This window comes from Sulfitobacter alexandrii (assembly GCF_001886735.1).
Lineage (GTDB): Bacteria > Pseudomonadota > Alphaproteobacteria > Rhodobacterales > Rhodobacteraceae > Sulfitobacter > Sulfitobacter alexandrii.
In genome coordinates this window covers 12,951-37,021 of record NZ_CP018076.1, presented here as the reverse complement: position 1 = coordinate 37,021, position 24,071 = coordinate 12,951, and the positions used below count along the sequence as shown (strand labels likewise).

Here is a 24,071-nt window from a genome sequence, read left to right as displayed (position 1 = left end):
GCGTGCGATGCCCTGTTGCGCCTTCCCGCTTACCTGAAGTCACGCTGGAACATTTCGCCTCCACCACTTGTTCCACCGTCGAATCTCATGAAGTCGAGGAGACGACAGATGACACAGATTACTGAAGCAAAGATCCTCATTCTCGCCACCAACGGTTTTGAACAGTCGGAACTGGAAAAACCTTTGAAAGACCTGCGCGACAAGGGCGCGACCGTTCATGTCGCGACACCGGATGGCAACGACATCAAGGGCTGGGACACCGATGACTGGGGCAACACGGTTTCGGCCGACCTCGCTTTGGCCGACGTAAGCGCTCAAGGATACGACGCTATCGTCCTGCCCGGCGGGCAGATCAACCCGGACCTGCTGCGCGTCAACAAGGATGCGATCGACCTGATCCGCGCCTTTGCCGACGCCGGCAAGGTTGTCGCAGCCGTCTGCCATGCGCCTTGGCTGCTCATCGAGGCAGGTATCATCAAGGGCCGCAAGGCGACGTCCTACAACTCCATCTCGACCGATATGAAGAACGCGGGCGCGCTGTGGGAAGACAGCCAGGTGGTCGCGGATCAGGGCATCGTGACCAGCCGCAACCCTGACGACCTCGACGCCTTCGTTGCGAAGATCGTGGAGGAAGTGGAAGAAGGCAAGCACGAGCGTCGCGCTGCCTAAACCGCGACAAGTGAGTTGGGGGGCCACCGTATCGAGCGGTGGCCCTTTTTACGTCTTTGCCGGACTTCCACGGCCCAACGCGGCAAGAACGGCAAGAGTATCCGCACCCTGCGCGCGGGGCGATTGCGGCGCATCAGGTTTCGTGCGGCCGAAGCGTGGCGCCTTGTTCGATTGCTGCACGCCCGCGACATCCACCATCGACTGGCGTTGCCGCATGTGCTTGTGTTGGGCAGCCTCCGAAAAGCTCAGGACAGGGGTCACGCAGGCGTCGGTGCCGTCAAAGACCTCGGCCCAGGCATCACGGGTGCGCCGGGCAAATATTTCAGCGAATTGGCCGGTGCGCTCCGGCCATGTGCGTGGGTCGTTCTGCGTTTCCACCAGATCAGCGGGAAGGCCCAAGCCTGACAGGAGCAGGGCGTAGAACTGCGGCTCCAGTGCGCCGACGGCCACATATCGGCCATCCGAGCACGCATAGCACCGGTAGAACGGCGCCCCACCATCAAGCAGGTTCGCTCCGCGATCCTCCGACCACTTCCCGGCCGCCAGCAGCCCATGGACAAGGCCCATCATGGCGGGCACGCCGTCCACCATGGCGGCGTCCACGACCTGGCCCTTGCCGGACACGCCTCTTTCGATGACCGCAGCAAGCATGCCGAAGACAAGGAACATCGTGCCGCCGCCGTAATCCGCCACCAGGTTCAGCGGTGGCACGGGTGGCCTGCCCGGCTCTCCCATCGCGTGAAGCGCGCCGGTCAACGACAGGTAGTTGATGTCATGCCCGGCCGTCTGCGCCCATGGTCCCGATTGCCCCCAACCGGTCATACGGGCGTAGATCAGCGATTCCGGGCAATTCTCCGGGCCCAGTCCCAGCCGCTCCATCACGCCGGGACGGAAGCCTTCGATCAGAACATCGCTGGCAGACACCAGCGCCTTGGCGTCGGCCAGTCCTTCCGGGGACTTCAGATCGAGAACGACGGACAGCTTGCCCCGCCGGTTCACATCTGTCGGATCCGCGGGTCTCTCGGCCCTGTCCACGCTGATCACCTGCGCGCCGAGATCAGCCAGCAGCTGCCCGGCAAGTGGACCGGGGCCAAGGCCCGCGAACTCCACCACCTTCAGGGAGGCGAGCGGCCCCTTCACGCCGCACCGGGCACGAGCACTTCTCGCGCGCCTTCGGCGAAATCCGCGAGCGAAAGCGCCCATGTGGTGCCGGGCCAGCGCAGCTCCATCTCGCGCTTTCGGGGCCGATACACCGCCGTGTAAAGCGTCCCGAACCCCGCGTTGAATGCGGTCGAATAGAGCGGCGGCTTGAGAAATGCGTTGATGAACTTTTCCTCGGGATCCTTGTGCAGACGCAGACGCTGCAACAGGAACCTCTCACGCTCCACCGTGGCGGTGAAACGGGCATGGCTGACCCATTCGACGTTTTCCTGATGGTTCGTGGCAACCGCCGCCCGCGTGATCAGCGTGTCGCGGTCCGGCCCCATCATCGCGGTCGCATACTTGCGCTTCCGGTCCAGTACGGTGACGTTGTAGCTCATGTGCGTCGGAACGCGGGCCAGCACCGCCGTCGCCTCTTCCGTCGTCGTGCAGGTCTGCAGAACGTATCGCAGGATCAGCGGTACGCCAAACCCCTCGCCGACGATCCGGCGACCGCCGAACGTCAGCGAGATCGCCAGTCCGGCATCATTCACTCCGTCGACGAGCCCCCACAGCCCGTCGGACGTTCCCATCACGCGCCGCCCCTGCCAGTTGGTGCGAAGAACCAACTGATCGAAGGCGTTGGGATTGTAATCGTAGTTGCGCACCATGACCGGTTCCTTTCCGGCCCAGATCGCTTGCGAACACCCCGACAGGTACGGCGGCGGATTGTAGAAGCTGAGGAACCGCGCCGCATTGTCGCCGCCCCCGGCAAGCGCGCACAGGTCGTCGTAAAGCGGCAGGAGTTCCGGCATATGCTCGGACAGGGCGCGGCGGCACTCGGCATAGGTCGGGCGGGCGGCAGCGCCTTCCTTCAGCCACCACCTGCGATAATCCGGCCAGTACTCGGCGAAAAGCCCGGACCATTTCGGACCGGGCAATTCGATATCAAGTGCGCGCCAGTACATCGCAGCCTTTCGGGAGAGACCTCAGAGAATCTTGAACGCCGGGTCCGATAGTTCCGGACCGGCCTGGGCGGTCGGCAACGGTTTTCCGTCCACGCCGCTCTTGATGCCATGAATCCACTTTTTGGCACGCTCGTTCAACTGGAAACTTTTCGTCATCGAACGGCCACGGGTCACAAGGATCCCGATGTCCGCGCCCTCGTACCGATAGTCTCCCGGCTGCAGGATGCGCAGAAAGAATGCTTCATTCTCGGATTCGACGGCGCGGCGGTGATAGTCGAACCGGTCGAACACGACCCGGCCATCCTCGAGCATCTTGTAGATGCCGGTCTCCGGTGCGGTGGTACAGATGTCCACGCTGTCCTCGGTGTGCTTGATGACCATCTGCGACCAGCCGTCGATCATCTCGGGGTCGGCCCAGCGGCTGTTCAACTCGTCCACGTCCAGATCGAATTTCTTCTTCGAGAATTCCAGCAGGTGGAACAGGAACAGCGGCGCATCCGCGTGTGCGAACGCCGCGTGGTTGGTCATCGAGGACGCCCCGGTAATCCGGGGGTTCAGTTCGCCCAGCCAAAGATCGCCCGTCTTCTTGTCGATCAGGAAATCGAGTTCGAAATAGCCGCGGTAGCCTTCCTTGCGCAGCTGCTCCCCAAACTTGAAGGTCAGGTCGCGCGCCTTCTCCCGCACCTTGGGCGGGAAGGCGGTGGCGAGAATCTCGTTCCCGCACCAGCCGCCGCGATAGGGCGTCAGCTCCTTGAAGCCGACAAGCTCGGTCATGAGCGGGCCGACGATCGTGCCCTCGCGCGTCGCGCAGGCCTCGATCGCCGAGCCGCGGCAGTCGATCCGCTTCATGATCTTGATCTCGCCCTGCCCCACGATCTCGCTTTCGTGGCGGCGGAAATCGGCCTCGTTCTTGATGAAGAACGTCGTGTGCCCACTGTCGCCATAAGCCGATTGCAGCACCAGATCGTGGCCGAGGTTTTCCTTGTCGCAGATCTTCTTGAGGTGCTCGTAGTCCTTCACCTCGGAAAGCGCGTTGGGCACCGAGGGCACACCGGCCTTGTTGCCGATGCGAACGGTCTCGATCTTGTTGTCCATGTTCTGGCGCAGCTTTGCCTTGGGGAACCAGACCGTTGCGCCCAGCTCTTTCGACAGGCGTTCGGTTTCCTCGTCGAACATGAGGAACACGAACTTTGGCTTGCCGCCGCGACGCTTGATGAAGTCGATGACTTCCTTGTGCTGCAGCAGGTAATTGTTGATGTCCTCGATGGACTGGAATTCCGCATGGGGCTGCTCGGACGGGCAGAAAACGTTGGGATGCTTGCCGCCGTAGCAGTCGATATAGCAGATGTACTTGAAGTTCTTCACCCACTCATCGAGACCCAGAAGGTTGAAGTTGGTCGCGGAGATGAAATAGATCGGGTCCTCGTTCCGGTGAAAGAACCGACGGATTTCAGAGATATTCTTGAGAACGGTAGCCATGATGTTGGTCCTTTTCCTTAGTCCGAAGTTGAGGCAGGCCGACTGGCGCTGACGCCATCCAATGCCTTTTGGGTAAATACGCGCAGGCCAAGGTCTGGCCGGTAGCCATGAATTTCGCTGACATCCAAGGCCCGCATGAAATCGAGAATTTCCTCGGAAATTACCTGCCCCGGCACGAGGATCGGAAAGCCGGGCGGATAGGGGATGATGAAACTGGCGGAAACCAGTGTCTTGCCTTCTTTCATCGCTTCCTTGAGCGATCCGTTCAGTTCCAGATAGTCGCAATTCTCATCGTCGTAGCTGAGATAGTAGGCCGTGCGGATGTCCCCTTCCGGCGTGTCCTGCGCCGCGCGGAACGCGTCGTGGAAACGGCTGAAATCCGGCAAGGGCGGATAATGCTCCATCAGGTTCGAGACCCGCTTGTCGAATGACAGCCGCTCCATCCGGCTGGCGTCGTCAAGGCGTTCATCCAGGCTCTTGGCGATTTCCACCAAAACCTCGATCAGGTAGGCGACCGATGACCGCGTCGTCCCGATGTTGGTCATGAAAAGGACCGTATTCCGCGAGGTCTTGTTGATCTGGATGCCGTAACGGTCCATCAGGATTTCGGTCTTGAAAGTGTCGCCGTCCCAGCCGGTTCCGCCGACAGCCAGCGTGACCCGCGTCGGGTCCAGCGCGAACTCGTCGTTCTCCCAGCAGTCCCACATGTCGGTCCAGCCCTGCTGGGTATCGAAATAACTGGTAACGCCGCTTTCCCGGTGTGCCTCGGGTATCATGTCGCCCGCCGTCAGGATCTTGAAATATTTCGACAGCAGCGGATGTTCGGAGATCGCCCGTCGCATGGACATCGCCGCCTCGACCTGACGCTGCACGAACTCGAAGCCTTCCAGTTCGACCTGGCGACGGCCGACATCGAGCGAAGCGATGATCTGGTAGTTGGGAGAGGTCGAGGTATGCGTCATGTAGGCTTCGTGGAAGGACTGTTCGACCTCGCCCTTGAAGTCCTGATCGTTGACGTGGATCATCGACCCCTGCCTGAGGGACGTGAGGGTCTTGTGGGTCGATTGCGTCGCGTATGCCCGTACCCGTGCATCGGGCGGTGGCAGCAACCGGGTCTCCAGCATTTTGTCCCTGTCCGCGTCCTTCAACTCGGCCTGTTGGGCTTCGTACCGCTCAATGTGCGCGTCTGAGCGCAACTTCTCGCGCAGGGAATTCGCCGCGTTCATGGCGGTGCGCTGACGGTAGGTCGGGCTGAACCGGGCAAAGGCGAACCACGCCTCGTCCCAGAGAAAGATCAGGTCGGGCTTGATCGCCAGACATTCTTCCATGACCCGCTCGACGTTGTAGACCAGCCCGTCGAAAGTACAGTTGGTCAGGAGCAGCATGCGCACCTTGTCCAGCTTGCCCGCCGCCTTGAGGTCCAAGAGCTGCTTCTTGATGTCGTGCAGCGGTACCGCGCCATACATCGAGTACTTGTTGAGCGGATAACTGTCGAGATAGCAGACCTGGGCCCCGGCCAGCACCATGCCGTAGTGGTGGGATTTGTGACAATCACGGTCCACCAGCACGATGTCGCCCGGCTTGATCAGCGCCTGAACCACGATCTTGTTGCAGGTGGACGTGCCGTTGGTGGCAAAGAAGGTCTGTTTCGCGCCGAAGGCACGGGCCGCCAGTTCCTGCGCTTCCTTGATCGGTCCGTGCGGCTCGAGCAGGCTGTCCAGACCCCCTGACGTTGCCGACGTCTCCGCCAGAAAGATGTTCGGACCGTAGAAGGCGCCCATGTCCTGGATCCAGTGGGATCGCGAGATGGATTTCCCCCGGCTGATCGGCATGGCATGGAAAACGCCGGTCGGCTGCTTGGAGTATTCCACCAGCGCCGTGAAGAAGGGCGACTTGTTTCGGGACTGCACACCTCTCAAGATATTGAGGTGCAGTTCCATGAAGTCTTCCTGATTGTAGAAGACCCTGCGGCAAATCCCCAGGTCCAGGCCGGCGATATCTTCGACCGACCGTTCGGTCACAAGGTAGGCGTCCAGTTCGGGCCGCACCTTGGCGATCATGCGGCAAAGCTCCGGACCGTAGACCTCGGGCGTGAGCGCACCGATCTCTTCCCGGCCCCCGGCGCGCGCGAGGTAGCGGGTGAGAATCTGGAGATCCATGGAAGATCGCAACGACAGCCCCGGTCGCACCACGATCGCCTGGATATTGTGGTTGAACATGACGGCGATCAAGGCGTCCTCGATGCTGGGAACGACCACGGCCTCGTAGATGAACGGATCTTCGCTCCGGCGCATGCGGGACATGTTCGACTTCAGCCAGCGTTCCTGATGCTCGTTCACGTCATCGACGATCAGCACCTCGAAATAGGGCTTGGTCAAGGCCCGCGCCTCGGGCGGCAGCATGGCCTCGTCGTCGTGTTCATCCTGGTCGATGCTGTCCCGCTCCAGCGGGATATGGCGCCGGCGGTACGCGCCGGTTGTCAGTGCCCGCGTCACCCGGTTCACGGCGAACGCCACGTCCTCGAACTTTTCGTGCTCAAGCTGGCGGCGCATGTGCACGAAGGCGGACATGCCCGGAAACGCCCAGTAAGGCTCGATCATCGCGAGGGAATTGAAAAGCTCTTGCGCGGTCTTGGCCAGCTTGCTGCGTTCGCCCGCTTTGGGGTTGCGCGTCAGGGCCGTGGTGGCTTCTCTCAATGCGCTCCAACGGTCGGAACGCAACTGGATCGCCGAGGAATAGTCGTTCAAGGAATGCATTGTACTCTCCGTTGAAGCGGGGTCACCAACGCAATTCCGCCCCGGCGCTTGACGCCGGGGCAAACGTTCGGCGGATCAGCCGCTGGATGTTTCTTCGGACCCGGTCAGGACGCCGGGTTTGACAGGCGGGTTAGGTACGCCCCCGGCGACTTCGGCGGGGGCTTGGGTTTCATTCGGATCGTTGGCGGTTCCGGCGGTCGGGTTCGGCATCGGTTCCGGAGCGAACCCGCCCGGCGTATGCGAGAAGGCGGACATGGAGTCCTGCCCCTTGAAGGTCGGTGCATCCGGGACGCGTTGCGCGGGCACGTCCACGTGCAGTCCCGCCCGCGACCCCTGGTGCGGGATTTCGAGCGGTCCAAGGGTGTGCAGGTAGGCGTCCGTGCCGCTGACCCGGTCATAGACCGAGAAGTCGGTCGATCGGTCGCGAAAGGACTTCAGCACCTGGCCAAGCCCCTTCATGCCCGTCTCGCGCTGCCGACGCACCATGCTCAGGTCCACCTCGATCGGGAACATGTCCTCTTGTCCGGCGGACTGGTGCAGCACCATCGAGGTCGGATCGACGACGCAGGATTTGCCCACGCCTCCGGCGCCCAGGCCGTTCACGTCGAAGATGTAGCACTGGAACTGCGCGGCGGTCGCCCGTGCGATCGCCAGCTCGGCATCGCGATCCGTCGTGCCCGTGAGCACCGGGTGCAGCAGCACCTCCACCCCCTGGCTGGTCAGTTGCCGGGTGGTTTCGGGGAACCAGATGTCATAGCAGATCGACAGACCAAAGCGGCCCACGTCCGGCACATCGAACACGCAGAACTCCGTACCTGCGGCCACGCCCGTCTCGTAGGGCCGGAACGGGAACATCTTGGCGTAGCGGCGGATCACCTCGCCCTCGGGGTTGATCACCACCGACGTGTTGTAGACACGACCGTCCTGCGGATCCTTGAGGAACATGGATCCGGGGATCAGCCAGACGCGATGCTTCTGCGCCGCCTCCTGAAACTTGACGATCGTTTCGTTCTCGGGCGGCAGCGCATAGCGGTCCAGCGGGCCGAAAGGGGCAAGCTCGGAAAACAGGACCATCTGGGTCCAGGGGAATCGCGCCATCAGGATGTCGAGCCGCTGGATCATGCCATCGACATTCGACTGCAGCGCGTTGACGTACATCTGAACGCCGGCGATTGCGAAAGGGGTCATAACTTGTCACTCCGTGAAAGGCGGTGCGCGGGCTGGGAGGCGCCCTTGGAAACACCGGTTCCCACGTTCCTTACGCCCATGCAGGCGGGAGGGAAACAGGGGAAGTTGCCCCTGTTGCCCGCGGCCCAGCCGGACAAGTATGACCGTTGCGCCGAGATGACGGTCAGGCCGCCTGTGGCTTGCTGCGGGCGCCGCGCGCGGCGCGGCCCCGTTGCAGGAAGACCACCAGCGCCAGCAGGAGCAAGGCCGGGATGAACATCAGGTACTTTGTCGGTTGCGGCACCGGTTTGAGCACCCGCAGCACCTCCTGATCCCAGTCCAGACCGGCGTTCTGCGCCGGCGTGTCGAACCCGACGTCGTCGATGATCATCCGGTCGCCGTCCTCGCGGAACAGCAGGCCCGCGTTCTCGAGCTTTTCCTCGCCGGTAGCCCCTTCGCCGATCGGCAGGATCGCGACGAATTCGATCGGGTCGCCCAGATCGTTGACACCGGCCACCCGGATGCGCAGGTCGTCTCCCGCAGGTGTGTCCGCTGCGGCCTGCTGGATTTCGGTTGGCGCGACCTCATCGTAGGGGGGTGCGACCATGTCCATCCAGAACCCCGGCCGGAAGAGGGTGAAGGCCACCAGCAGCAGGGCGATCGTCTCGTAGAAGCGGTTCTTGGCAAGGAACCAGCCCTGTGTCGCCGCCGCGAAAAGCAGCATGGCCACCGTCGCGATGACGAAGACGAATATCCCCTGTGCCCAGCCCACGTTGATCAGCAGCAGCTCGGTGTTGAAGATGAAAAGGAACGGCAGAGCCGCGGTCCGCAGGGAGTAGAAGAAGGCCACGACACCGGTCTTGATCGGGTCGCCGCCCGACACGGCCGCGGCGGCAAAGGACGCGAGGCCCACGGGCGGCGTGACGTCCGCCATGATCCCGAAATAGAACACGAAGAGGTGTACCGCGATCAGCGGAACGATCAGGCCGTTCTGCTGGCCCAGCGTCACGATGACGGGCGCGAGAAGCGCGGACACCACGATGTAGTTCGCCGTGGTGGGCAGCCCCATCCCCAGTATCAGGGAAAGCACCGCCGTCAGCGCGAGGATGGCCAGGATGTTGCCGCCCGACAGGACCTCCACCACATCGGCGAGGGCGGAACCGACACCGGTCTGGCTTACCGCGCCCACGATGATACCGGCGGTTGCCGTGGCGATGCCGATGCCGATCATGTTGCGGGCTCCCGTCACGAGGCCATCGATCAGGTCCATGAAGCCGTCCTTGATGTCGGTGGCCAGCCTGCTTTCGCCACGGAAGATCGCCATCAGCGGTCGTTGGGTCAGCAGGATGAAGATCATGTAGGCCGACGCCCAGAAGGCCGATAGACCCGGCGACAGGCGGTCCACCATCAGCGCCCAGACCAGAACGACGACCGGCAGGATGAAATGCAGCCCCGAGCGTGCGGTCGGACCCGGCAGGGGCAACGATGTGACCTCGTCGTTGGGGTCGTCCATCTTCAGCGGTTCTTCCTTGCTCGCCACGTACAGCAGCGCGACGTAGACGATGGTGAGGAAGACGAAGATGATGTATCCCGCCGTTTCTGGGAACGCGGGGCGGATCCAGCCCATGCCATAGTAGACGACAAAGGACAGGACGCAGATCGCGATGATGGCGAATGCGATGCCGACCAGGCGCTGGACCAGCGGCTTGGGGGTGTAGGCGCGGGGCAGTCCCTGCATGCCGGCCTTCAGTGCTTCGAGGTGCACGATATAGACCAGCGCGATGTAGGAGATCACGGCAGGCAGGAATGCATGCTTGACCACGTCGAAATACGGAATGCCCACATACTCGACCATCAGGAAGGCCGCGGCGCCCATGACGGGCGGCATGATCTGGCCGTTTACAGAGGAGGCGACCTCGACCGCGCCGGCCTTTTCAGAACTGAAACCGACCTTCTTCATCAACGGGATGGTGAATGTTCCGGTCGTCACGACGTTGGCGATGGACGACCCCGAGATCAGCCCGGTCATGGCGGAGGCGACGACGGCTGCCTTGGCCGGGCCGCCCTTCATGTGCCCCATCAGGCTGAACGCGACCTGAATGAAGTAGTTACCGGCACCCGCACGGTCCAGCAGGGACCCGAACAGGACGAAAAGGAACACGAAGGAGGTGGATACGCCCAGGGCGATGCCGAACACGCCTTCGGTTGTGATCCACTGGTGGTTCACGATTTCCGACAGGCTGTTGCCCTTGTGGGCGATGATCCCCGGCATCTGCGGGCCCAGCACGGTATAGAGCAGGAAAATCGACGCCACGATCATCAGGGCGGGCCCCAGCGCGCGGCGGGTCGCCTCCAACAGGATCAGCATGCCGATCACCGCCACCACATAATCCTGCATGATCGGTGCCCCGACCCGGTTCGCGATCTCGCGGTAAAACAGGAAAAGGTAAAGCGCGGACAGCGCGCCGGCGATGGCCAGAATCCACTCCCACACCGGCACATGATCCTTGGGCGAGCCAAGGAGAACCGTGGCGGCGACCGCGATCGCGGGCAGCGGGATCCACCAGATGGCGATACTGTCCTTTGCCGCGATCATGAAGAGCGCAGCCAACGCGAGCGGAACAACGATGCCCAGCGCCAGCTGGAAAGGCGTGCGTGCTGCCGGAAAGGCCATGATGCCCAGGAAGACGGCGAAACCAAGGTGGATCGACCGCGCCAACGTGTCGTTGAAGAGCCCGAAAGGCGACGCGATGTAGAGCTGGAACAACGACCACGCCAAGGCCACGAGCATCAGCAGAAGCCCAACCGGACCGCTGACCGATCGGCCCCCGGTATCCGAAGACGCGACAAGTTCGTCGAGTTCGGTCTGGCTCAATCCACCCCGGCCATCTGCGGCGGCTTCCACCGCGGCGGCCTGCTGCTGATCTTTGTTGGTCATCTAAGACGTCCCTGTCTGGGCTCCGGATTCTCGCGGATGCCTTGTTATTTGGCCCTCGGGGCCGACCGGTGGCGATTTGCACCGCCGCCGGTCAAAGCAAAGCGTTAGATCGTCTGGATTATTCGATCCAGCCACGCTCCTTGTAGTACTTGGCGGCACCGTCATGCAGCGGCGCGGACAGGCCTTCGGAAATCATCGCTTCCTCGGTCAGGTTCTCAAAGGCCGGATGCAGGCGCTTGAAACGGTCGAAGTTGTCGAACACAGCCTTGACCACCTGATAGACGACCTCGTCATCCACATCGGCGGAGGTGACAAAGGTCGCCTTGACGCCGAACGTGCTCACGTCGCTGTCCGTACCCTTGTACATGCCGCCCGGCACGGTGGCCGCGGCGTAATAGGGATTTTCATCGATCAGCTTGTCGATCTCGGGGCCTTCTACGGGAACGAGGCTGGCATCGATGGTCGACACCGCTTCCTGGATCGAACCGTTGGGATGGCCCACGGTGTAGATGATCGCATCGACCTTGTTGTCGCCCAGCGCTGCGGCCTGCTCCGCCGGCTTCAGCTCGGAAGCGAGCGCGAAGTCATCCAGCGTCCAGCCTTTTGCGTTCATGACGACTTCCATGGTGGCGCGCTGGCCCGAGCCCGGGTTGCCGATGTTGACGCGCTTGCCCTTCAGGTCATCGAAGCTCTTGATGCCGCTGTCGTTGCGGGCGATCACGTTGAATGGTTCGCCGTGCACGGAAAACACGGCGCGCAGCTTGTCGAACTTGTCACCCTCGAACTGTGACGTCCCGTTGTAGGCGTGGAACTGCCAGTCGGACTGGGCCACGCCCATGTCCATGTCGCCCGCCTTGATCGCATTGATGTTGGCGATGGAACCGCCGGTGGACGGCGCCGTGCACTTCAGGTTGTGCTCGGCAGTGCCGCGGTTGACCAGTCGGCAGATGGACTGGCCGACGACAAAGTAGACGCCGGTCTGGCCGCCGGTACCGATGGTGATGAACTTCTCTTGTGCCGTTGCAGCAGTACCGGCCGCCATGGCGCCAGCAAGCGCAATCATCTTGAACATTTTCATAGGTGTCTCCCATTTCTTGTTTCGGCGCCCGCCATCGACAGGCGGATGCCCTACCGTTTCGGCAAATATCGCGGCTCGAGGCAGATGCCGGTCGCGTTCGTTTGCCTTCGTCCGGTTCACGCCCACGATAGGGTTCGGCGCAAATTAACGGATTCTGATTCCACGTTAGGCAGCTTTGAATGAGTGATCAAGCAAGCTTTGACCCAGAAAATGCCACAGGCCCAAATCCCTGTTTTGACTTTACTTTTCAGAAGAATCCACGTAAAGGCGCGCTGATCGGGCGGGCAATTCCTGCCGCTGATCAGGCTTCCCGAGGCCTGGAACTTGCACCACGTTGCAATCCGGTCAAACTCTTGGCATGCCGGACAAATACACTCGGGGTTTGCCAATGATGCCATATTTTTCAGCCTATTCCAGATTTGCCACTTTTGCAGGTGTCGCCGCCCTCGCCATCGTCTGCCTGGTTCTCACGGTGACGTGGTCGTTGTGGCTTGCCGTTCCCCTCGCGTTCTTTGTCGCCCTCACCCTCTTGGGGATCTTCGATCTGCTCCAGACACGTCACAGCATCCTGCGGAATTACCCGGTGCTGGGGCATATGCGCTTCATCTTCGAAGGGGTGCGCCCGGAAATTCGGCAGTACCTCATTGAATCGGATCAGGATGAAGAACCGTTCAGCCGGGACGACCGGTCCTTGGTTTACCAGCGGGCCAAGGGGCAGGAAGATGCGCGGCCTTTCGGGACGCGCCAGCGGGTTTACGATGCGGGATATTCATGGGTGACGCACTCTATCCAGCCCGTGCACATCGAGGATTTCGATTTCCGCATCACCATCGGCGGCAACGCGTGCAAGCAGCACTATTCGGCTTCGATCTACAATATTTCAGCCATGAGCTTCGGGTCGCTTTCCGCGAACGCGATTCAGGCGCTGAACACCGGGGCAAAGATGGGCAATTTCGCGCATGACACCGGCGAAGGATCTGTCAGCCGCTATCACAAGGCGGGCGGTGGCGACCTGATCTACCAGCTTGCATCGGGATATTTCGGCAGCCGGGCGCCCGACGGCACATTCGATCCGGCCAAGTTCAAGGAAACGGCATCGCTCGATCAGGTCAAGATGATCGAGCTGAAACTCAGCCAGGGTGCCAAGCCGGGCCACGGCGGGATGCTGCCCGCGTCCAAGATCACACCGGAGATTGCCGAGGCAAGGGGCGTGCCGATGGGAAAGGACTGCGTGTCGCCCGCGGCGCATTCCGCCTTCCAGACGCCGATCGAGATGATGGAGTTCCTGCAGCAATTGCGCGATCTGTCCGGGGGAAAGCCCGTGGGCTTCAAGCTCTGCATCGGGCACCGGCGCGAGTTCATGTGCATTGTAAAGGCGATGCTGGAAACCGGGATCGTGCCGGATTTCATCGTCGTGGATGGGGGAGAAGGCGGCACCGGGGCGGCCCCTGTCGAGTTTTCCAACCACGTCGGGATGCCCATGGTCGAGGGGCTGACCTTTGTCCACAATACGCTGCGCGGGGCCGGTTTGCGCGATCAGATAAGGATCGGCGCGGCGGGCAAGGTGGTGTCGGCCTTCGACATCGCAAGGGCGCTGGCGCTGGGTGCCGACTGGTGCAATTCGGCGCGCGGCTTCATGTTCGCCATCGGATGCATCCAGGCCCAGGCCTGCCACACCAACCATTGCCCGGTGGGTGTCGCCACGCAGGACAAGACGCGGATGCGCGCGCTTGACGTCTCGCACAAGAGCAAGCGGGTCGCCCGCTTTCACCGCAACACGATGGAGGCGCTTGCAGAGATGACGGGTGCCGCCGGGCTGAAGCACCCGAGCGAGTTTCTGCCCAGACACCTGATGCTGCGACAGGGGGACAAGAGCATGGCGGAAGGAAGCCAGGCCTACGGCTACCTGCCGGAAGGTTTCCTGCTGGACCCCGATGCGCCCGATTATCACGGCGACAAGACGAGGTGGGACCGTGCCCGCGCCGAGAGTTTCGCGCCGGTCGACTGATCGCTGGACAGCCATACTCGTGCGGCGGGTCGGGTCGTTTCGATCGCCGGGCCTTCTGTAATTTTGCCACGCAAAACACGTTGTTCCCGTTCATGCAAAGAGGCCGCCGGATAACCGGCGGCCTCTGTCAGTCAAATGAGTGGCGGCGTGCCTGAGGCGGCTCAGGCCTCTTCGGCGACGGCGGCCTGCACGGCCGCTTCGAAGATGGACAGACCCTCCTCGACCACGGCATCGGAAGCGGTCAACGGCACCATGACGCGAACGGCGTTCCCGTGCATGCCACAGCTCAGCAGCAGCAGCCCGCGCTTGAGCGCATGCGCGATCACCCGCTTCGTCAAATCGGCGTCCGGCTTGGCGGTGTCGAAGTCTGTGACGAACTCGACCGCGACCATCGCGCCAAGTCCGCGCACGTCCCAGAACCGGTAGGGTGCGGACCGCGCGCCGATCTCGCTGAACCTCGCCTTGAGGGTCTCGCCCATTGCGGTGGAACGGGCCAGCAGGCCTTCTTCCTCGATCGCCTCGATCGCGGCCAGCGCCGCGGCGCATGCGACCGGGTTGCCGCCGTAGGTCCCGCCAAGGCCACCGGGATCCATCGCGTCCATCACGTCGGCGCGGCCGATCACGCCGGCCAGCGGATAACCACCGGCCATGGACTTCGCGACGGTGATCAGGTCCGGAACCACGCCGGAATGTTCGACAGCGAACCATGTGCCCGTGCGGCCAAAGCCCGCCTGAACTTCATCGGCGATCAGCAGAATGCCATGTTCATCGCAGATGTCGCGCAGTTGCTGCATCATCTCGAAGGGAACCGGGGTATAGCCGCCCTCGCCCAACACGGGCTCGATGATGATCGCCGCCACGCGGGAGGGTTCCGCATCGGTCAGGAACAGGTTCTTGAGGCCGGTGATCGCGTCGTCGACGGTGATTCCGTCACGCACGGAGGGAAACGGCGCGCGGAAGACATCCGCGGGGAACGGGCCCACACCCTTCTTGTAGGGGCTGACCTTGCCGGTCATGCCGAGGGTCAGCAGCGTGCGGCCGTGGTACCCTCCGGTAAAGGCAATCACACCCGGACGGCCAGTCGCGGCACGTGCGATCTTAACCGCGTTTTCCACGGCCTCTGCCCCGGTCGTGACCAGAAGCGTTTTCTTGGGCGCATCGCCGGGGGCCAGCGCGTTCAGCTTTTCCGCAAGTTCGATGTAGGGACCATAGGGAACGACCTGGAACGAGGTGTGCGTGTAATGGTCTTCCTGTGCCTTCGCCGCGGCGACGACCTTGGGATGACGGTGGCCGGTGTTCAGCACGCCGATCCCGCCGACGAAATCGATGTAACGGTTGCCTTCGACGTCCCAGAGTTCGGCGTTCTCGGCATACTGCGCGTAGATCGGCGCGGCCGACGCCACGCCGCGCGCGACGGCGGCGTTGCGGCGTTCAATCATCTGCGCGTTGGTGACATCGGCGCCGGCCACGGCAGCCGAAACGATGTTCTTGACCACGGCCTGTGCCGATGCGGCGGCCTTGGTGGTCTTCGTGGGTGCAGCCTTGCGACGCGATTTTTTGGCGGTTTCGGACATTGAACAGCATCCTTTCGGTTCATGACGCGCGGAGTGGCGTTTAAAAATTGCTATCCTTCCGTTTAATATAATTGTCAATGCCGAAGTCGCGGTTTATGGCATTGCCAACGCCGGCTCAGCCGGATCTTGCTGACGGAAATGCAAGCAGCGTAAGGATCCTTTCTTGGACATCGGGCAAAGACTAAAAACCATTCGCAAGCAGCGTGGCCTGTCGCAACGGGAACTCGCAGCGCGTGCGGGCCTGACCAACGGGACGATTTCACTGATCGAAATGAACAGGACCAGCCCTTCGGTCGCGTCCCTGAAGAGCCTGCTGGACGCGATCCCGATCAGCATGGCCGAATTCTTTTCCACGCTGGAGGACCGCGAGGCTCCGAAATACTTCTACACGGCGCAGGACTTTACCGAAGTTGCGCCCGCCGCACCGGGGCAGGTATCGCTTCGGCAACTCGGCAACATAGAGAACCACGCGCTTCAGGTGCTGCACGAAACCTATCCGCCCGGCGCCGATACGGGCCCGGAGTTTCTGTCCCATCAGGGCGAGGAAGCCGGGATCGTGGTGAAGGGAGCTATAGAGGTGACCGTCGATGGTCATACCTCCGTGCTTCGGGTCGGCGATGGTTACATCTTCGACAGTACCTTGCCCCACCGGTTCAGGAACATCGGAAAAGACGTGTGCGAAGTGGTCAGCGCCTGCACACCGCCCAGTTTCTGAGGACATGAAAGAAACGGCGCAGCACCTGCCACGCCGTTTCTCGTCTCTCGATTGGTGGTCAGTCGACCGAGCCTATTTTCGCGCAGAGCCTTTGCGGTCATGCTTGACTTCGAATTCGCGGTTCTTGCTGCCGCCGGAAGTCATCGCAACGATTATGATCGCTGCAAGGGTTAGTACGGCCAAGCCACCAAGGAACAGATCGGCATTCATGCGTCGCCCTTTCAGTAGCTTCGTTCACCGGTCAAACTGCGCTGCAGCATGAATGGTTCCCGGTTGGGCGCGCCATGTTGCCGCAGGGCCACAGTTACCCGCCGCTCAGTAGTCGTAGGTCTGTTTTGCCGTCTTCGGGACGTGGAAGGTCACCTTGAGCGCGTAAACGGTTTCCGTGCTCTCGATCTCGACGTGTCCGTTCAACTGACGCGCAAATGCCTCGATCAGCCGGGAACCCAGCCCGGTGCCGGTTTCCGCGGTATCTCCACTGACCGTATTGCTGACCGTAAGCTGCGCGAGTTCGGTGTCGATCTGGCGAAGGGATGCATCGAGGTGCGCATCGGGCGAGGACTGGGGAATGTACTTCAGAGCGTTCGTGATCGCTTCCGAGGTCAGCAGGGTCAACGGAGCGGCGTCGTCCGCATCGATGCTGATCCGCTCGAAGCTCTGAGTAACCTTCACATGCGCCTTTGGGCCGAGCCCGACCTTCAAAAGCTGCCCGACGACTTCTTCCAGCAGAACTTTGGCATCCACACGGACCAGATTGTCATCCTGGTACAGGTTCTTGTGTACCGTGGCTAGGCTCAGGATCCTTTCCTGCAGGCGGCGCAGGACGAACCGCGCGTCTTCGCTCTTGGCCTGCCGGATCTGCATGTTCATGATGGACGAGATGAGCTGCAGGTTGTTCTTCACACGGTGGTGCACTTCCTTCAGCAGGATGTTCTTTTCGCGCAGACTGTCTTCCAGCGTCGCTTCGTCGCGCAGGATGGATTCCGCCATCGCGACGAAGGCTGTCTCCATCTCGGCCAGTTCGGTCGGGATCGATGGCGCAAGGGTGTCGCGCGGCAGGGTCCGGCTCAGGGCAAAGCGCCGCATCTGCCGACCCAGTTTCCGGATATGCCGGATGGCAAGGCGGTTCAGTGCCCAGAATGCCACCACGAGGCTGGCGGCCCACATCGCGACCGGCAGAAGCGTGCTGAGACGCGTTGTCAGATCCACCTGAAGGAACGGCGTATCCTCGGGCCAGGCGCTCATCGCGTAGACGGCATCCGGTACGATCGGCAGCACCGCATAGGCGCGGGTGACGGATTCCGTGTTTTCGGCAAAGAACACCTTTGTCTCGTTCCCGGCGAAAACCGACAGCGAAATATTCTCCGGCATCTCCACGCCGGAAAGGTCCATACCGCGCTCGGACGTCAGAATGTCGCCGTCCGCATTGAAGGTGACCATGGCCAGCGGCGTCAGGGAAAGGGGCGGCTCCTCCTCCGTTTCGATCAGCGAGGGGGGAATGGAGATCGCCATGAAACCGATCAGTTCGTCATTCTCCCGGACGGGGGCCTGAACGACTGTCACCGACTTGCCGGAAACCGCTCCCCGACGCACCGCATAGGCTGCCCGGACCGGATGCTCGAGCGCTGACCGAAACCAGTTCCGTTCGCTGAGGTCCACTGTTCCCCCGGCGGAAGAACATTCCATCAACCCGTCCAGACCGACGTACCCGACGACTTCGTAGTTCCGGGTGACATCGCGATATTCTTTCAGAACCTGGCTGCATTCTTCGGGATCGTCGAGGTACAGACGGACCAGCGCGCTCAGGACTTCGACCGCGCCGAAAGCCTCCTGCAACACCCGTCTTTCAGCCGAAGAGGCCTGCTCGGTCACGGCAAGCAAAGACAGCTCCGCGCTGGTCTGGTTCTGGCTCGATATCTCCCAGGTCTGCACGATGGCGATCATTCCGATGGGCATGAGAGCGAGGGACAGGAAGAAAAGAACCCTGACCGCCAATCCCTTGAGCAGCCCACCGGAAAAGAACCCGGAAGTCATGGCTAGAAACTTGCAACCTTGGACGAAGAGATCACGGACATGGTCGCGTCGTCCGTCATCTCGAGAGAGTCGTTTTCCCCGTGCTCCATCAGTTCGGCCAGTTGGGCGCGTGCACGGTTGACCCTGCTCTTGATGGTGCCGACAGCCACACCGCACATGTCGGCAGCTTCTTCGTAAGAGAATCCGGACGCACCAATCAGCAGCAGCGCCTCACGCTGTTCCACCTTGAGCTTGCCAAGCGCCTTGCGGAAATCGTTCATCTGCATGTGGCCATCGTGCGCAGGCTTCTCGGCCAATCCTTCGGTGAAAACGCCATCGACGTCGGCCACCTCGCGCTTCGACTTGCGGCGGGATGAATAGTAGGTGTTGCGAAGAATGGTGAACAACCACGCACGCATGTTTGTGCCGGGCTCGAACTTCTCGATGTTCGTCCAGGCCTTGACCAGCGTGTCCTGTACCATGTCGTCGGCAAGGGACCCGTTTCGCGTCAAACTGATGGCAAAGGCGCGCATGGCCGGAAGGTGATCCACCAGCTCGTCGCGGGGCGATTTCTCAGCCATTGTCGGAACCGCTCTGAGACTCTTGTTGTTTGAGCTTGCTCAGCAAGTCCTTGAACCGATCCGGGATTCCCTCTTCGAGCGTTTCGTTGAAAACCTTCTTGAGATTTTCGTCGATAACGCTCTCGCGGTCCTCGTTCTTGTCAGAATTCACAAACATACCTCTGGTTCTTCGGCCTTTGTTTTCTATAATTTGCACCCACACTGGAACTTAACCAGCGTAAAGCGCGTTTGGTTCCAAGAATTATCAAATAAAGGACTGCCGAAATGAGTGATGCCAATGAGCCACGCAGCATCAGTGATGAATTGGGAGAAAACATTCCGTACCTGCGCAGGTTTTCCCGCGCAATGACCGGCAGCCAACAAAGCGGCGACATGTTCGCCGCTGCGGCATTGGAGGCGATCCTTGCCGATCGCTCGGTTCTGGACGGTACCGACGTGCGTACCGGCCTGTTCAAGGTTCTCTACGGCATATGGGCAAGCGCCGGCGCACCGATCGAAGAAGGCGAAAGCGGGGCGCGTGCGAAGGCGCAAGTGCGGCTCGCCGCGCTGACGAACAACTCGCGTGAGGCACTTCTTCTGCACACGATCGAAGGCTTCTCGTTCTCTTCCATCGCAACGATCATCGGTGTCGAGCAGCAGGAAGCCGAGGAACTGGTCGACATCGCCCGTCGCGAGATGGCCGACAGCGCCACCGGCTCTGTCATGATCATCGAGGACGAGGCCATCATCGCCATGGACATCGAAAGCATCGTTGCCGAGATGGGACACAGGATCACCGGCGTCGCCCGGACCCGCGACGAGGCTGTGGCGCTTGGCCGCAAGGACGTTCCCGACCTCATTCTGGCTGACATCCAGCTGGCTGACAATTCTTCGGGCATCGATGCGGTGAACGACATCCTGACCGAGCTCGGGACACGGCCGGTGATCTTCATCACGGCTTTCCCCGAGCGCCTGCTGACAGGAGACAAGCCCGAACCGGCGTTCCTGATCTCCAAGCCATATACGGTCGAGCAGGTGGTTTCTTCGGTTTCGCAGGCGATGTTCTTCTCATCCACGGAAACCCTGAATGCCTGACATCAGGCTGTCCGGCCTTTCGCCGTTCTGACCGATCAAGCCCCGCCAATCGCGCGGGGCTTTTTCTTGCCTTGGAACATTTGCTGGCGAAATACGTTGTGCCGCCGACAATCGATCACAATTTGATGAAGGAGAACGACATGTCGAACGTGACCAAAGCAATGCCCACCAAGGCAGCTGACGAAATCGGCAAGGCAGGAAAGGTGACTGTCGACGACCTGTCCCTGCAACTTCAGGTCCTCAAGGACGACATCGCTGCCCTGACGTCCACCGTCAGCACCTACAGCCAGTCCAAGGCTTCGGCGGCCCGTGACACCGCCCAGCAGAAAGCGTCTGAATTCAGCGCCGCAGCACAGGAGCGCGCGAAGGAAACCCACAAGCAGGCTGAAGACTTCATCCGTACGCAGCCGGGTACCGCTATCGGTATCGCAGCCGGTGCCGGCTTTCTGATCGGTCTGCTGACGGCGCGCCGTTAATGTTTGATCACCTCGCGCAGAAAGCACAGGTAAAAGCCGCCCAGACCGCGCAGACTGCCGCGCTTGGTCTGGGCGCGTCCCTTCTGCTTGCGGTCGGCCTGGGTTTTCTTACCGCTGCTCTCTGGATCTATCTCGTGACCGTCTCGGGTGCGCTGATGGCCGCCTTGGTGATCGGCGCAATCTACGTTGGCGCAGGCTTCGTGGTTTTGGCTGTGTTGTCAGCCAAGAGACGGTCTGCGAAGCGGGAGCTGGAAAAGATCGAATATGAGAAGCAGAAAGGTGCGGATATTCAAAGCACCCTTCAGCAACTCATCTTGGCGTTTGTGACGGGGATGCAGGCCGGTCGGACCGGCCGTCGCGGATAGCAGCCATCAGGCCATGGGTGCTGAAAGGTTTCGAGATGTATACCGGGTTCGGATTTGCCTGAGTATCAACGATCCTTTCGTCAGCGACGAGAACGAGCCGACCTATCGGGGGCATTTCCGCGATAAACCGGCTGTCCTCCACGGCATTGTCCGTGGAGGTGACGAAGACAACGTTCACATCGGCAAGACGATGCGAAAAGTCGGAGAGCCCTTTCTCAAGGCTCTCCAGACTTTCGGTCTCGACGATCGTCTTGTCCGGAAACTCGGCTGAGAGAGCTTCGCAAATGTCTGCTCGGACAAAGGGATCCTGCTCGTAAATGAGGTAAACCATGACACTCCGACTTCAGGTTGAAAAATCATCGCATACTACAGCGCCGGCTCGGCTGCATTAAACTACGACATATGAAGGTGCTGATCAAATGGCCACAAAGTGTAGGAACTGCCCCCTTCGACAACGGGACCTGTTCATTGATTTGTCTTCCGACGAAGTTGACTTCATGCAGAAATTCAAGGCCGGCGAACTGACGATCGACCCCGGCACGCCGATCCTGATGGAAGGGTCCAACGCACCGCAGCTTTTCACTGTCTTGTCAGGCATGGGCATTCGCGACAAGATGCTCGAAAACGGCGAACGTCAGGTCATCAGCTTTGTTTTTCCCGGTGATTTCGTAGGCTTGCAGGCTGGTTTAATGGGGAAGATGGGCCATTCCGTAGAGGCACGGACGAGGATGAAACTGTGCGTATTCGATCGTTCGGAGTTCTGGAGCTTCTTCAAATCCCATCCCGGCAGGGCGTTCGACATTACCTGGCTCGCGGCGATCGAAGAACATTTTCTCGGGGAAACCGTCGCAACACTGGGCCAGCGCACCGCCACCCAAGCCCTCGCCTGGGCGCTGATCAAGGTGTTCCAGCGGGGCGACGCGCTTGGTCTGGTCGAGAACAACCAGATGAAGCTGCCCTATACCCAGCGGGATCTTGCCGACGCGCTTGGCCTGTCCCTTGTCCACACCAACAAGACCTTGGCAAAGTTACGCGAGGCGCAGCTTGTTTCCTGGTCCAGCGGCACGTTGCACGTGATGCAGCCTGACGCGCTTGCCGAACTTGGCATGACGTCGTGGGACACGTTGCGACCGCGCCCGCTTATGTAATCTGACATCCTAAAGGTTAACTACTTTCAGGGACTTCGACCATTTCGTCAGCGACGACAGCTCCGCGCTGACCCATTGGGCGGGGTCGACCTACGGTCGTGTCGCTAGCCGTTCGAAGTTCGATCTGCGCATTCAACGAAGCGCCGAACAGGACAAGAAAACTTGAAATCCAGAGCCAGATCAGCATCGCGATGACGGCACCGATCGACCCGTATACCTGATTGTAGTTCCCGAAGTTCGCGACGTAGTACGAGAACCCGACCGACAGGATCGCCCAGAGAAGGACCGCCAATACCGCGCCGGGAGAAAGCCACGGCAACCTCGCGGCCTTGCGGTTGGGACCGAAACGGTAAAGCACGCCCACGCCCGCGAAGAGAACGACAATGGCGATGACCCAGCGCAGCACCTCCACCGCAAGGGTGCCGAACGGACCAAGGGGGAAGAAAGCCAGCAACACAGGTGCCACCACGAGCGTCAGCAACGCGACGATCCCGACCAGGACCAGCATCACGGTCAGCATCAGCGCCCTGAGGTAATGCCAGGCGGTATTCCTGTTACGCTGCTTGTAGACCTTATTGAGACCGATCATCATCGCCCCCACGCCTGCCCGTGCGGACCAAAGCGCGAAGAACAGGGAAAGCACACCGGCCCAACCGAGCGTTTCCGTCCGGGCGGTGATGAGCGAAGTGACCTGAACGCTGATGATCTCGTAGACGTCGTTCGGAAGGAAACCGCGCATCTTCTCGAGTTGCGGCAGGACCACGGCCGCGTCCGAGATCATGCCGAGCACGGCAATCAACGCAGCCAGTGCCGGGAACAGCGACAGCATCGCAAAGAATGCGACCCCGGCCGAGATCAGGGAAACGTCATTCTCCGCGATCTGCGTCAGACTCGCCTTGAAAGCATCCCAATAGAGGCGGGTTTTACTTGGCGGGTCTGACACTTCCATGAATTATCCTTCCTCGACGTCGTCGCGTACCTGTCCCCATGCAACAAGGGAAAAAATGATCGTACCGCCGATGATGTTACCCGCCAGGACGGGCAGGAAAAACCCGAAGATGGCCTGCATGATGGGCAAGTCGCCCCGCATCAGCAGCACGGCCATCTCCACCGACCCCGCGACGATATGGGTGAAATCCCCGGCGGCGATCAGCCAGGTGAACGTCAGGATCAGGAAAAAAGCAGCTTCGTCGGCCTGCGGCAGCATCCAGACAATCAGCGCCACGATCACACCTGCCGGGATCGCGCGCCAGAAACTCTGCGAGGCCCCCATGCCGGTCGCATGTTCCGACAAGGATATGATCGCGGCAAACGTTTCTTCCGGTATCGCCGACGTGAATTCAAAGAGCGCCGCCGCCGCGAACGCGCCGACGACGTTGGCGGTCAGCACGATGATCCAGAGACGTGTCATCGACAGCAACGAATATACCGACCGCTCCTGCATGATCGGCAGAACCGTGGTGATCGTGTTTTCCGTAAAAAGCTGCATCCGGCCCATGATCACCGCGAGGAAACCCAGGGAATAGCCCAGGTTCTCCAGCAGGGGGCGCCAGGATGTATCGGGCAGATGCGCGCGAAAGATCGCTTCCCCCAGAACGGACAGGCTGATCAACATTCCTGCAGCGATGCCTGACCAGATCAGCGACCGCTTGGTGCGGGCCAGTTCCTCTTCACCATCGCGCCGGATGACTTCGTAGATCATGCGCGGCGAAAGCGCCGCGGCTTCGTTGACGGATTTCTCTTCCGCGGCTTCTTCGACATTCTCCTGGTGGCGGTGCCGTTGGATCAGGGGTGCCATCTCAATCTTCCTATCAAGGGCGTTCCAGCGGGAAATAGCGCGATTGTACAGTCCGAACAGGCCGCTAAGGGAATTAGCGGGCTTGCACCCGGCAGCCCGAGCTTCCAGAACGTCAGCAGCGAAA

The 24,071-nt window shown here is 61.1% G+C and carries 23 protein-coding genes; 8 read left to right on the top strand and 15 right to left on the bottom strand.

Annotated elements, in window-relative coordinates; all coding sequences use genetic code 11:
* Positions 1–108 precede the first annotated feature (108 nt).
* Positions 109–669: a type 1 glutamine amidotransferase domain-containing protein gene (locus tag BOO69_RS00160; protein WP_071969206.1), complete on the top strand. Its 561-nt coding sequence runs from the start codon at positions 109–111 to the stop codon at positions 667–669.
* Between the two features lie 48 nt (positions 670–717).
* Here BOO69_RS00160 and BOO69_RS00155 read toward each other — a convergent pair whose 3' ends face one another.
* From BOO69_RS00155 to BOO69_RS00125, 7 genes are all read right to left on the bottom strand, one after another.
* On the bottom strand, positions 718–1,809 hold the full coding sequence (locus BOO69_RS00155) for a CaiB/BaiF CoA transferase family protein (protein WP_071969204.1): 1,092 nt from the start codon (positions 1,807–1,809) through the stop codon (positions 718–720).
* The gene (locus tag BOO69_RS00150) at positions 1,806–2,777 is read right to left on the bottom strand and encodes a C45 family autoproteolytic acyltransferase/hydolase (protein ID WP_071969202.1); all 972 of its coding nucleotides are present in this window, start codon (positions 2,775–2,777) and stop codon (positions 1,806–1,808) included. The genes BOO69_RS00155 and BOO69_RS00150 overlap by 4 nt, the downstream gene beginning before the upstream one ends.
* Positions 2,778–2,798: 21 nt before the next feature.
* Positions 2,799–4,259 (bottom strand): biotin carboxylase, encoded by a 1,461-nt coding sequence (locus BOO69_RS00145; RefSeq protein WP_156874969.1) that lies wholly within the window; start codon positions 4,257–4,259, stop codon positions 2,799–2,801.
* A gap of 14 nt (positions 4,260–4,273) precedes the next feature.
* On the bottom strand, positions 4,274–7,012 hold the full coding sequence (locus BOO69_RS00140) for an aminotransferase class I/II-fold pyridoxal phosphate-dependent enzyme (RefSeq protein WP_071969198.1): 2,739 nt from the start codon (positions 7,010–7,012) through the stop codon (positions 4,274–4,276).
* A 75-nt stretch (positions 7,013–7,087) separates the two neighbouring features.
* Positions 7,088–8,200, bottom strand: coding sequence for a carbon-nitrogen hydrolase family protein (locus BOO69_RS00135; RefSeq protein ID WP_071969195.1), 1,113 nt, complete (start codon positions 8,198–8,200; stop codon positions 7,088–7,090).
* Positions 8,201–8,363: 163 nt separating this feature from the next.
* Complete coding sequence (locus tag BOO69_RS00130) at positions 8,364–11,117, bottom strand: TRAP transporter permease (protein ID WP_071969193.1); 2,754 nt, start codon at positions 11,115–11,117, stop codon at positions 8,364–8,366.
* 118 nt (positions 11,118–11,235) lie between these two features.
* Complete coding sequence (locus BOO69_RS00125; RefSeq protein ID WP_071969191.1) at positions 11,236–12,195, bottom strand: TAXI family TRAP transporter solute-binding subunit; 960 nt, start codon at positions 12,193–12,195, stop codon at positions 11,236–11,238.
* A gap of 179 nt (positions 12,196–12,374) precedes the next feature.
* Here BOO69_RS00125 and BOO69_RS22905 point away from each other — a divergent pair, with 179 nt between their 5' ends.
* Positions 12,375–12,587 (top strand): hypothetical protein, encoded by a 213-nt coding sequence (locus BOO69_RS22905; RefSeq protein ID WP_156874827.1) that lies wholly within the window; start codon positions 12,375–12,377, stop codon positions 12,585–12,587.
* Positions 12,587–14,203: an FMN-binding glutamate synthase family protein gene (locus BOO69_RS00120; protein ID WP_071973558.1), complete on the top strand. Its 1,617-nt coding sequence runs from the start codon at positions 12,587–12,589 to the stop codon at positions 14,201–14,203. Before BOO69_RS22905 ends, BOO69_RS00120 begins: the two co-directional genes overlap by 1 nt.
* Positions 14,204–14,364: 161 nt before the next feature.
* Here BOO69_RS00120 and gabT read toward each other — a convergent pair whose 3' ends face one another.
* Positions 14,365–15,642, bottom strand: a complete 1,278-nt coding sequence (gabT, locus tag BOO69_RS00115; RefSeq protein WP_071973557.1) for a 4-aminobutyrate--2-oxoglutarate transaminase — start codon at positions 15,640–15,642, stop codon at positions 14,365–14,367.
* A 298-nt stretch (positions 15,643–15,940) separates the two neighbouring features.
* Between gabT and BOO69_RS00110 the strand changes: the two genes are divergently transcribed.
* Positions 15,941–16,492: a cupin domain-containing protein gene (locus BOO69_RS00110; protein ID WP_071969189.1), complete on the top strand. Its 552-nt coding sequence runs from the start codon at positions 15,941–15,943 to the stop codon at positions 16,490–16,492.
* A gap of 72 nt (positions 16,493–16,564) precedes the next feature.
* On the opposite strand, the gene BOO69_RS22900 is transcribed toward BOO69_RS00110, so the two are convergent.
* The 4 genes from BOO69_RS22900 to BOO69_RS00095 form a co-directional block, all read right to left on the bottom strand.
* On the bottom strand, positions 16,565–16,702 hold the full coding sequence (locus BOO69_RS22900) for a hypothetical protein (RefSeq protein ID WP_156874826.1): 138 nt from the start codon (positions 16,700–16,702) through the stop codon (positions 16,565–16,567).
* A gap of 105 nt (positions 16,703–16,807) precedes the next feature.
* The gene (locus BOO69_RS00105) at positions 16,808–18,526 is read right to left on the bottom strand and encodes a sensor histidine kinase (RefSeq protein ID WP_071969187.1); all 1,719 of its coding nucleotides are present in this window, start codon (positions 18,524–18,526) and stop codon (positions 16,808–16,810) included.
* A 2-nt stretch (positions 18,527–18,528) separates the two neighbouring features.
* Positions 18,529–19,086: an RNA polymerase sigma factor gene (locus tag BOO69_RS00100; protein WP_071969185.1), complete on the bottom strand. Its 558-nt coding sequence runs from the start codon at positions 19,084–19,086 to the stop codon at positions 18,529–18,531.
* Positions 19,079–19,243, bottom strand: a complete 165-nt coding sequence (locus BOO69_RS00095; protein ID WP_172839472.1) for a NepR family anti-sigma factor — start codon at positions 19,241–19,243, stop codon at positions 19,079–19,081. The genes BOO69_RS00100 and BOO69_RS00095 overlap by 8 nt, the downstream gene beginning before the upstream one ends.
* Before the next feature lie 107 nt (positions 19,244–19,350).
* Here BOO69_RS00095 and BOO69_RS00090 point away from each other — a divergent pair, with 107 nt between their 5' ends.
* The 3 genes from BOO69_RS00090 to BOO69_RS00080 all read left to right on the top strand — a co-directional run bounded on the left by BOO69_RS00090 (position 19,351) and on the right by BOO69_RS00080 (position 21,001).
* Complete coding sequence (locus BOO69_RS00090) at positions 19,351–20,160, top strand: response regulator (RefSeq protein WP_071969183.1); 810 nt, start codon at positions 19,351–19,353, stop codon at positions 20,158–20,160.
* A gap of 140 nt (positions 20,161–20,300) precedes the next feature.
* Positions 20,301–20,636: an ElaB/YgaM/YqjD family protein gene (locus BOO69_RS00085; protein ID WP_237267524.1), complete on the top strand. Its 336-nt coding sequence runs from the start codon at positions 20,301–20,303 to the stop codon at positions 20,634–20,636.
* Positions 20,636–21,001: a hypothetical protein gene (locus BOO69_RS00080; protein WP_071969181.1), complete on the top strand. Its 366-nt coding sequence runs from the start codon at positions 20,636–20,638 to the stop codon at positions 20,999–21,001. The genes BOO69_RS00085 and BOO69_RS00080 overlap by 1 nt, the downstream gene beginning before the upstream one ends.
* On the opposite strand, the gene BOO69_RS22895 is transcribed toward BOO69_RS00080, so the two are convergent.
* On the bottom strand, positions 20,946–21,332 hold the full coding sequence (locus BOO69_RS22895) for a hypothetical protein (RefSeq protein WP_156874825.1): 387 nt from the start codon (positions 21,330–21,332) through the stop codon (positions 20,946–20,948). The two genes, BOO69_RS00080 and BOO69_RS22895, sit on opposite strands and share 56 nt — an antisense overlap.
* Before the next feature lie 88 nt (positions 21,333–21,420).
* Here BOO69_RS22895 and BOO69_RS00070 point away from each other — a divergent pair, with 88 nt between their 5' ends.
* Complete coding sequence (locus BOO69_RS00070) at positions 21,421–22,149, top strand: Crp/Fnr family transcriptional regulator (RefSeq protein WP_071969177.1); 729 nt, start codon at positions 21,421–21,423, stop codon at positions 22,147–22,149.
* A gap of 16 nt (positions 22,150–22,165) precedes the next feature.
* On the opposite strand, the gene BOO69_RS00065 is transcribed toward BOO69_RS00070, so the two are convergent.
* Positions 22,166–23,098, bottom strand: coding sequence for a YihY/virulence factor BrkB family protein (locus tag BOO69_RS00065; RefSeq protein ID WP_071969176.1), 933 nt, complete (start codon positions 23,096–23,098; stop codon positions 22,166–22,168).
* A gap of 3 nt (positions 23,099–23,101) precedes the next feature.
* Entirely contained in the window at positions 23,102–23,947 is an 846-nt protein-coding gene (locus BOO69_RS00060; RefSeq protein ID WP_071969174.1) for a formate/nitrite transporter family protein, read from the bottom strand.
* Positions 23,948–24,071 lie beyond the last annotated feature (124 nt).

What these genes read in the sequence shown, in the direction of transcription:
- BOO69_RS00160 (WP_071969206.1), top strand. Translation starts at nt 109, where the DNA reads ATGACACAGATTACTGAAGCAAAGATCCTCATTCTCGCCACCAACGGT.
- BOO69_RS00150 (WP_071969202.1), bottom strand. Translation starts at nt 2,777, where the DNA reads ATGTACTGGCGCGCACTTGATATCGAATTGCCCGGTCCGAAATGGTCC.
- BOO69_RS00140 (WP_071969198.1), bottom strand. Translation starts at nt 7,012, where the DNA reads ATGCATTCCTTGAACGACTATTCCTCGGCGATCCAGTTGCGTTCCGAC.
- BOO69_RS00135 (WP_071969195.1), bottom strand. Translation starts at nt 8,200, where the DNA reads ATGACCCCTTTCGCAATCGCCGGCGTTCAGATGTACGTCAACGCGCTG.
- BOO69_RS00130 (WP_071969193.1), bottom strand. Translation starts at nt 11,117, where the DNA reads ATGACCAACAAAGATCAGCAGCAGGCCGCCGCGGTGGAAGCCGCCGCA.
- BOO69_RS00125 (WP_071969191.1), bottom strand. Translation starts at nt 12,195, where the DNA reads ATGAAAATGTTCAAGATGATTGCGCTTGCTGGCGCCATGGCGGCCGGT.
- BOO69_RS22905 (WP_156874827.1), top strand. Translation starts at nt 12,375, where the DNA reads ATGAGTGATCAAGCAAGCTTTGACCCAGAAAATGCCACAGGCCCAAAT.
- BOO69_RS00120 (WP_071973558.1), top strand. Translation starts at nt 12,587, where the DNA reads ATGCCATATTTTTCAGCCTATTCCAGATTTGCCACTTTTGCAGGTGTC.
- gabT (WP_071973557.1), bottom strand. Translation starts at nt 15,642, where the DNA reads ATGATTGAACGCCGCAACGCCGCCGTCGCGCGCGGCGTGGCGTCGGCC.
- BOO69_RS22900 (WP_156874826.1), bottom strand. Translation starts at nt 16,702, where the DNA reads ATGAATGCCGATCTGTTCCTTGGTGGCTTGGCCGTACTAACCCTTGCA.
- BOO69_RS00105 (WP_071969187.1), bottom strand. Translation starts at nt 18,526, where the DNA reads ATGACTTCCGGGTTCTTTTCCGGTGGGCTGCTCAAGGGATTGGCGGTC.
- BOO69_RS00100 (WP_071969185.1), bottom strand. Translation starts at nt 19,086, where the DNA reads ATGGCTGAGAAATCGCCCCGCGACGAGCTGGTGGATCACCTTCCGGCC.
- BOO69_RS00095 (WP_172839472.1), bottom strand. Translation starts at nt 19,243, where the DNA reads ATGTTTGTGAATTCTGACAAGAACGAGGACCGCGAGAGCGTTATCGAC.
- BOO69_RS00090 (WP_071969183.1), top strand. Translation starts at nt 19,351, where the DNA reads ATGAGTGATGCCAATGAGCCACGCAGCATCAGTGATGAATTGGGAGAA.
- BOO69_RS00085 (WP_237267524.1), top strand. Translation starts at nt 20,301, where the DNA reads ATGTCGAACGTGACCAAAGCAATGCCCACCAAGGCAGCTGACGAAATC.
- BOO69_RS00080 (WP_071969181.1), top strand. Translation starts at nt 20,636, where the DNA reads ATGTTTGATCACCTCGCGCAGAAAGCACAGGTAAAAGCCGCCCAGACC.
- BOO69_RS22895 (WP_156874825.1), bottom strand. Translation starts at nt 21,332, where the DNA reads ATGGTTTACCTCATTTACGAGCAGGATCCCTTTGTCCGAGCAGACATT.
- BOO69_RS00070 (WP_071969177.1), top strand. Translation starts at nt 21,421, where the DNA reads ATGGCCACAAAGTGTAGGAACTGCCCCCTTCGACAACGGGACCTGTTC.
- BOO69_RS00065 (WP_071969176.1), bottom strand. Translation starts at nt 23,098, where the DNA reads ATGGAAGTGTCAGACCCGCCAAGTAAAACCCGCCTCTATTGGGATGCT.
- BOO69_RS00060 (WP_071969174.1), bottom strand. Translation starts at nt 23,947, where the DNA reads ATGGCACCCCTGATCCAACGGCACCGCCACCAGGAGAATGTCGAAGAA.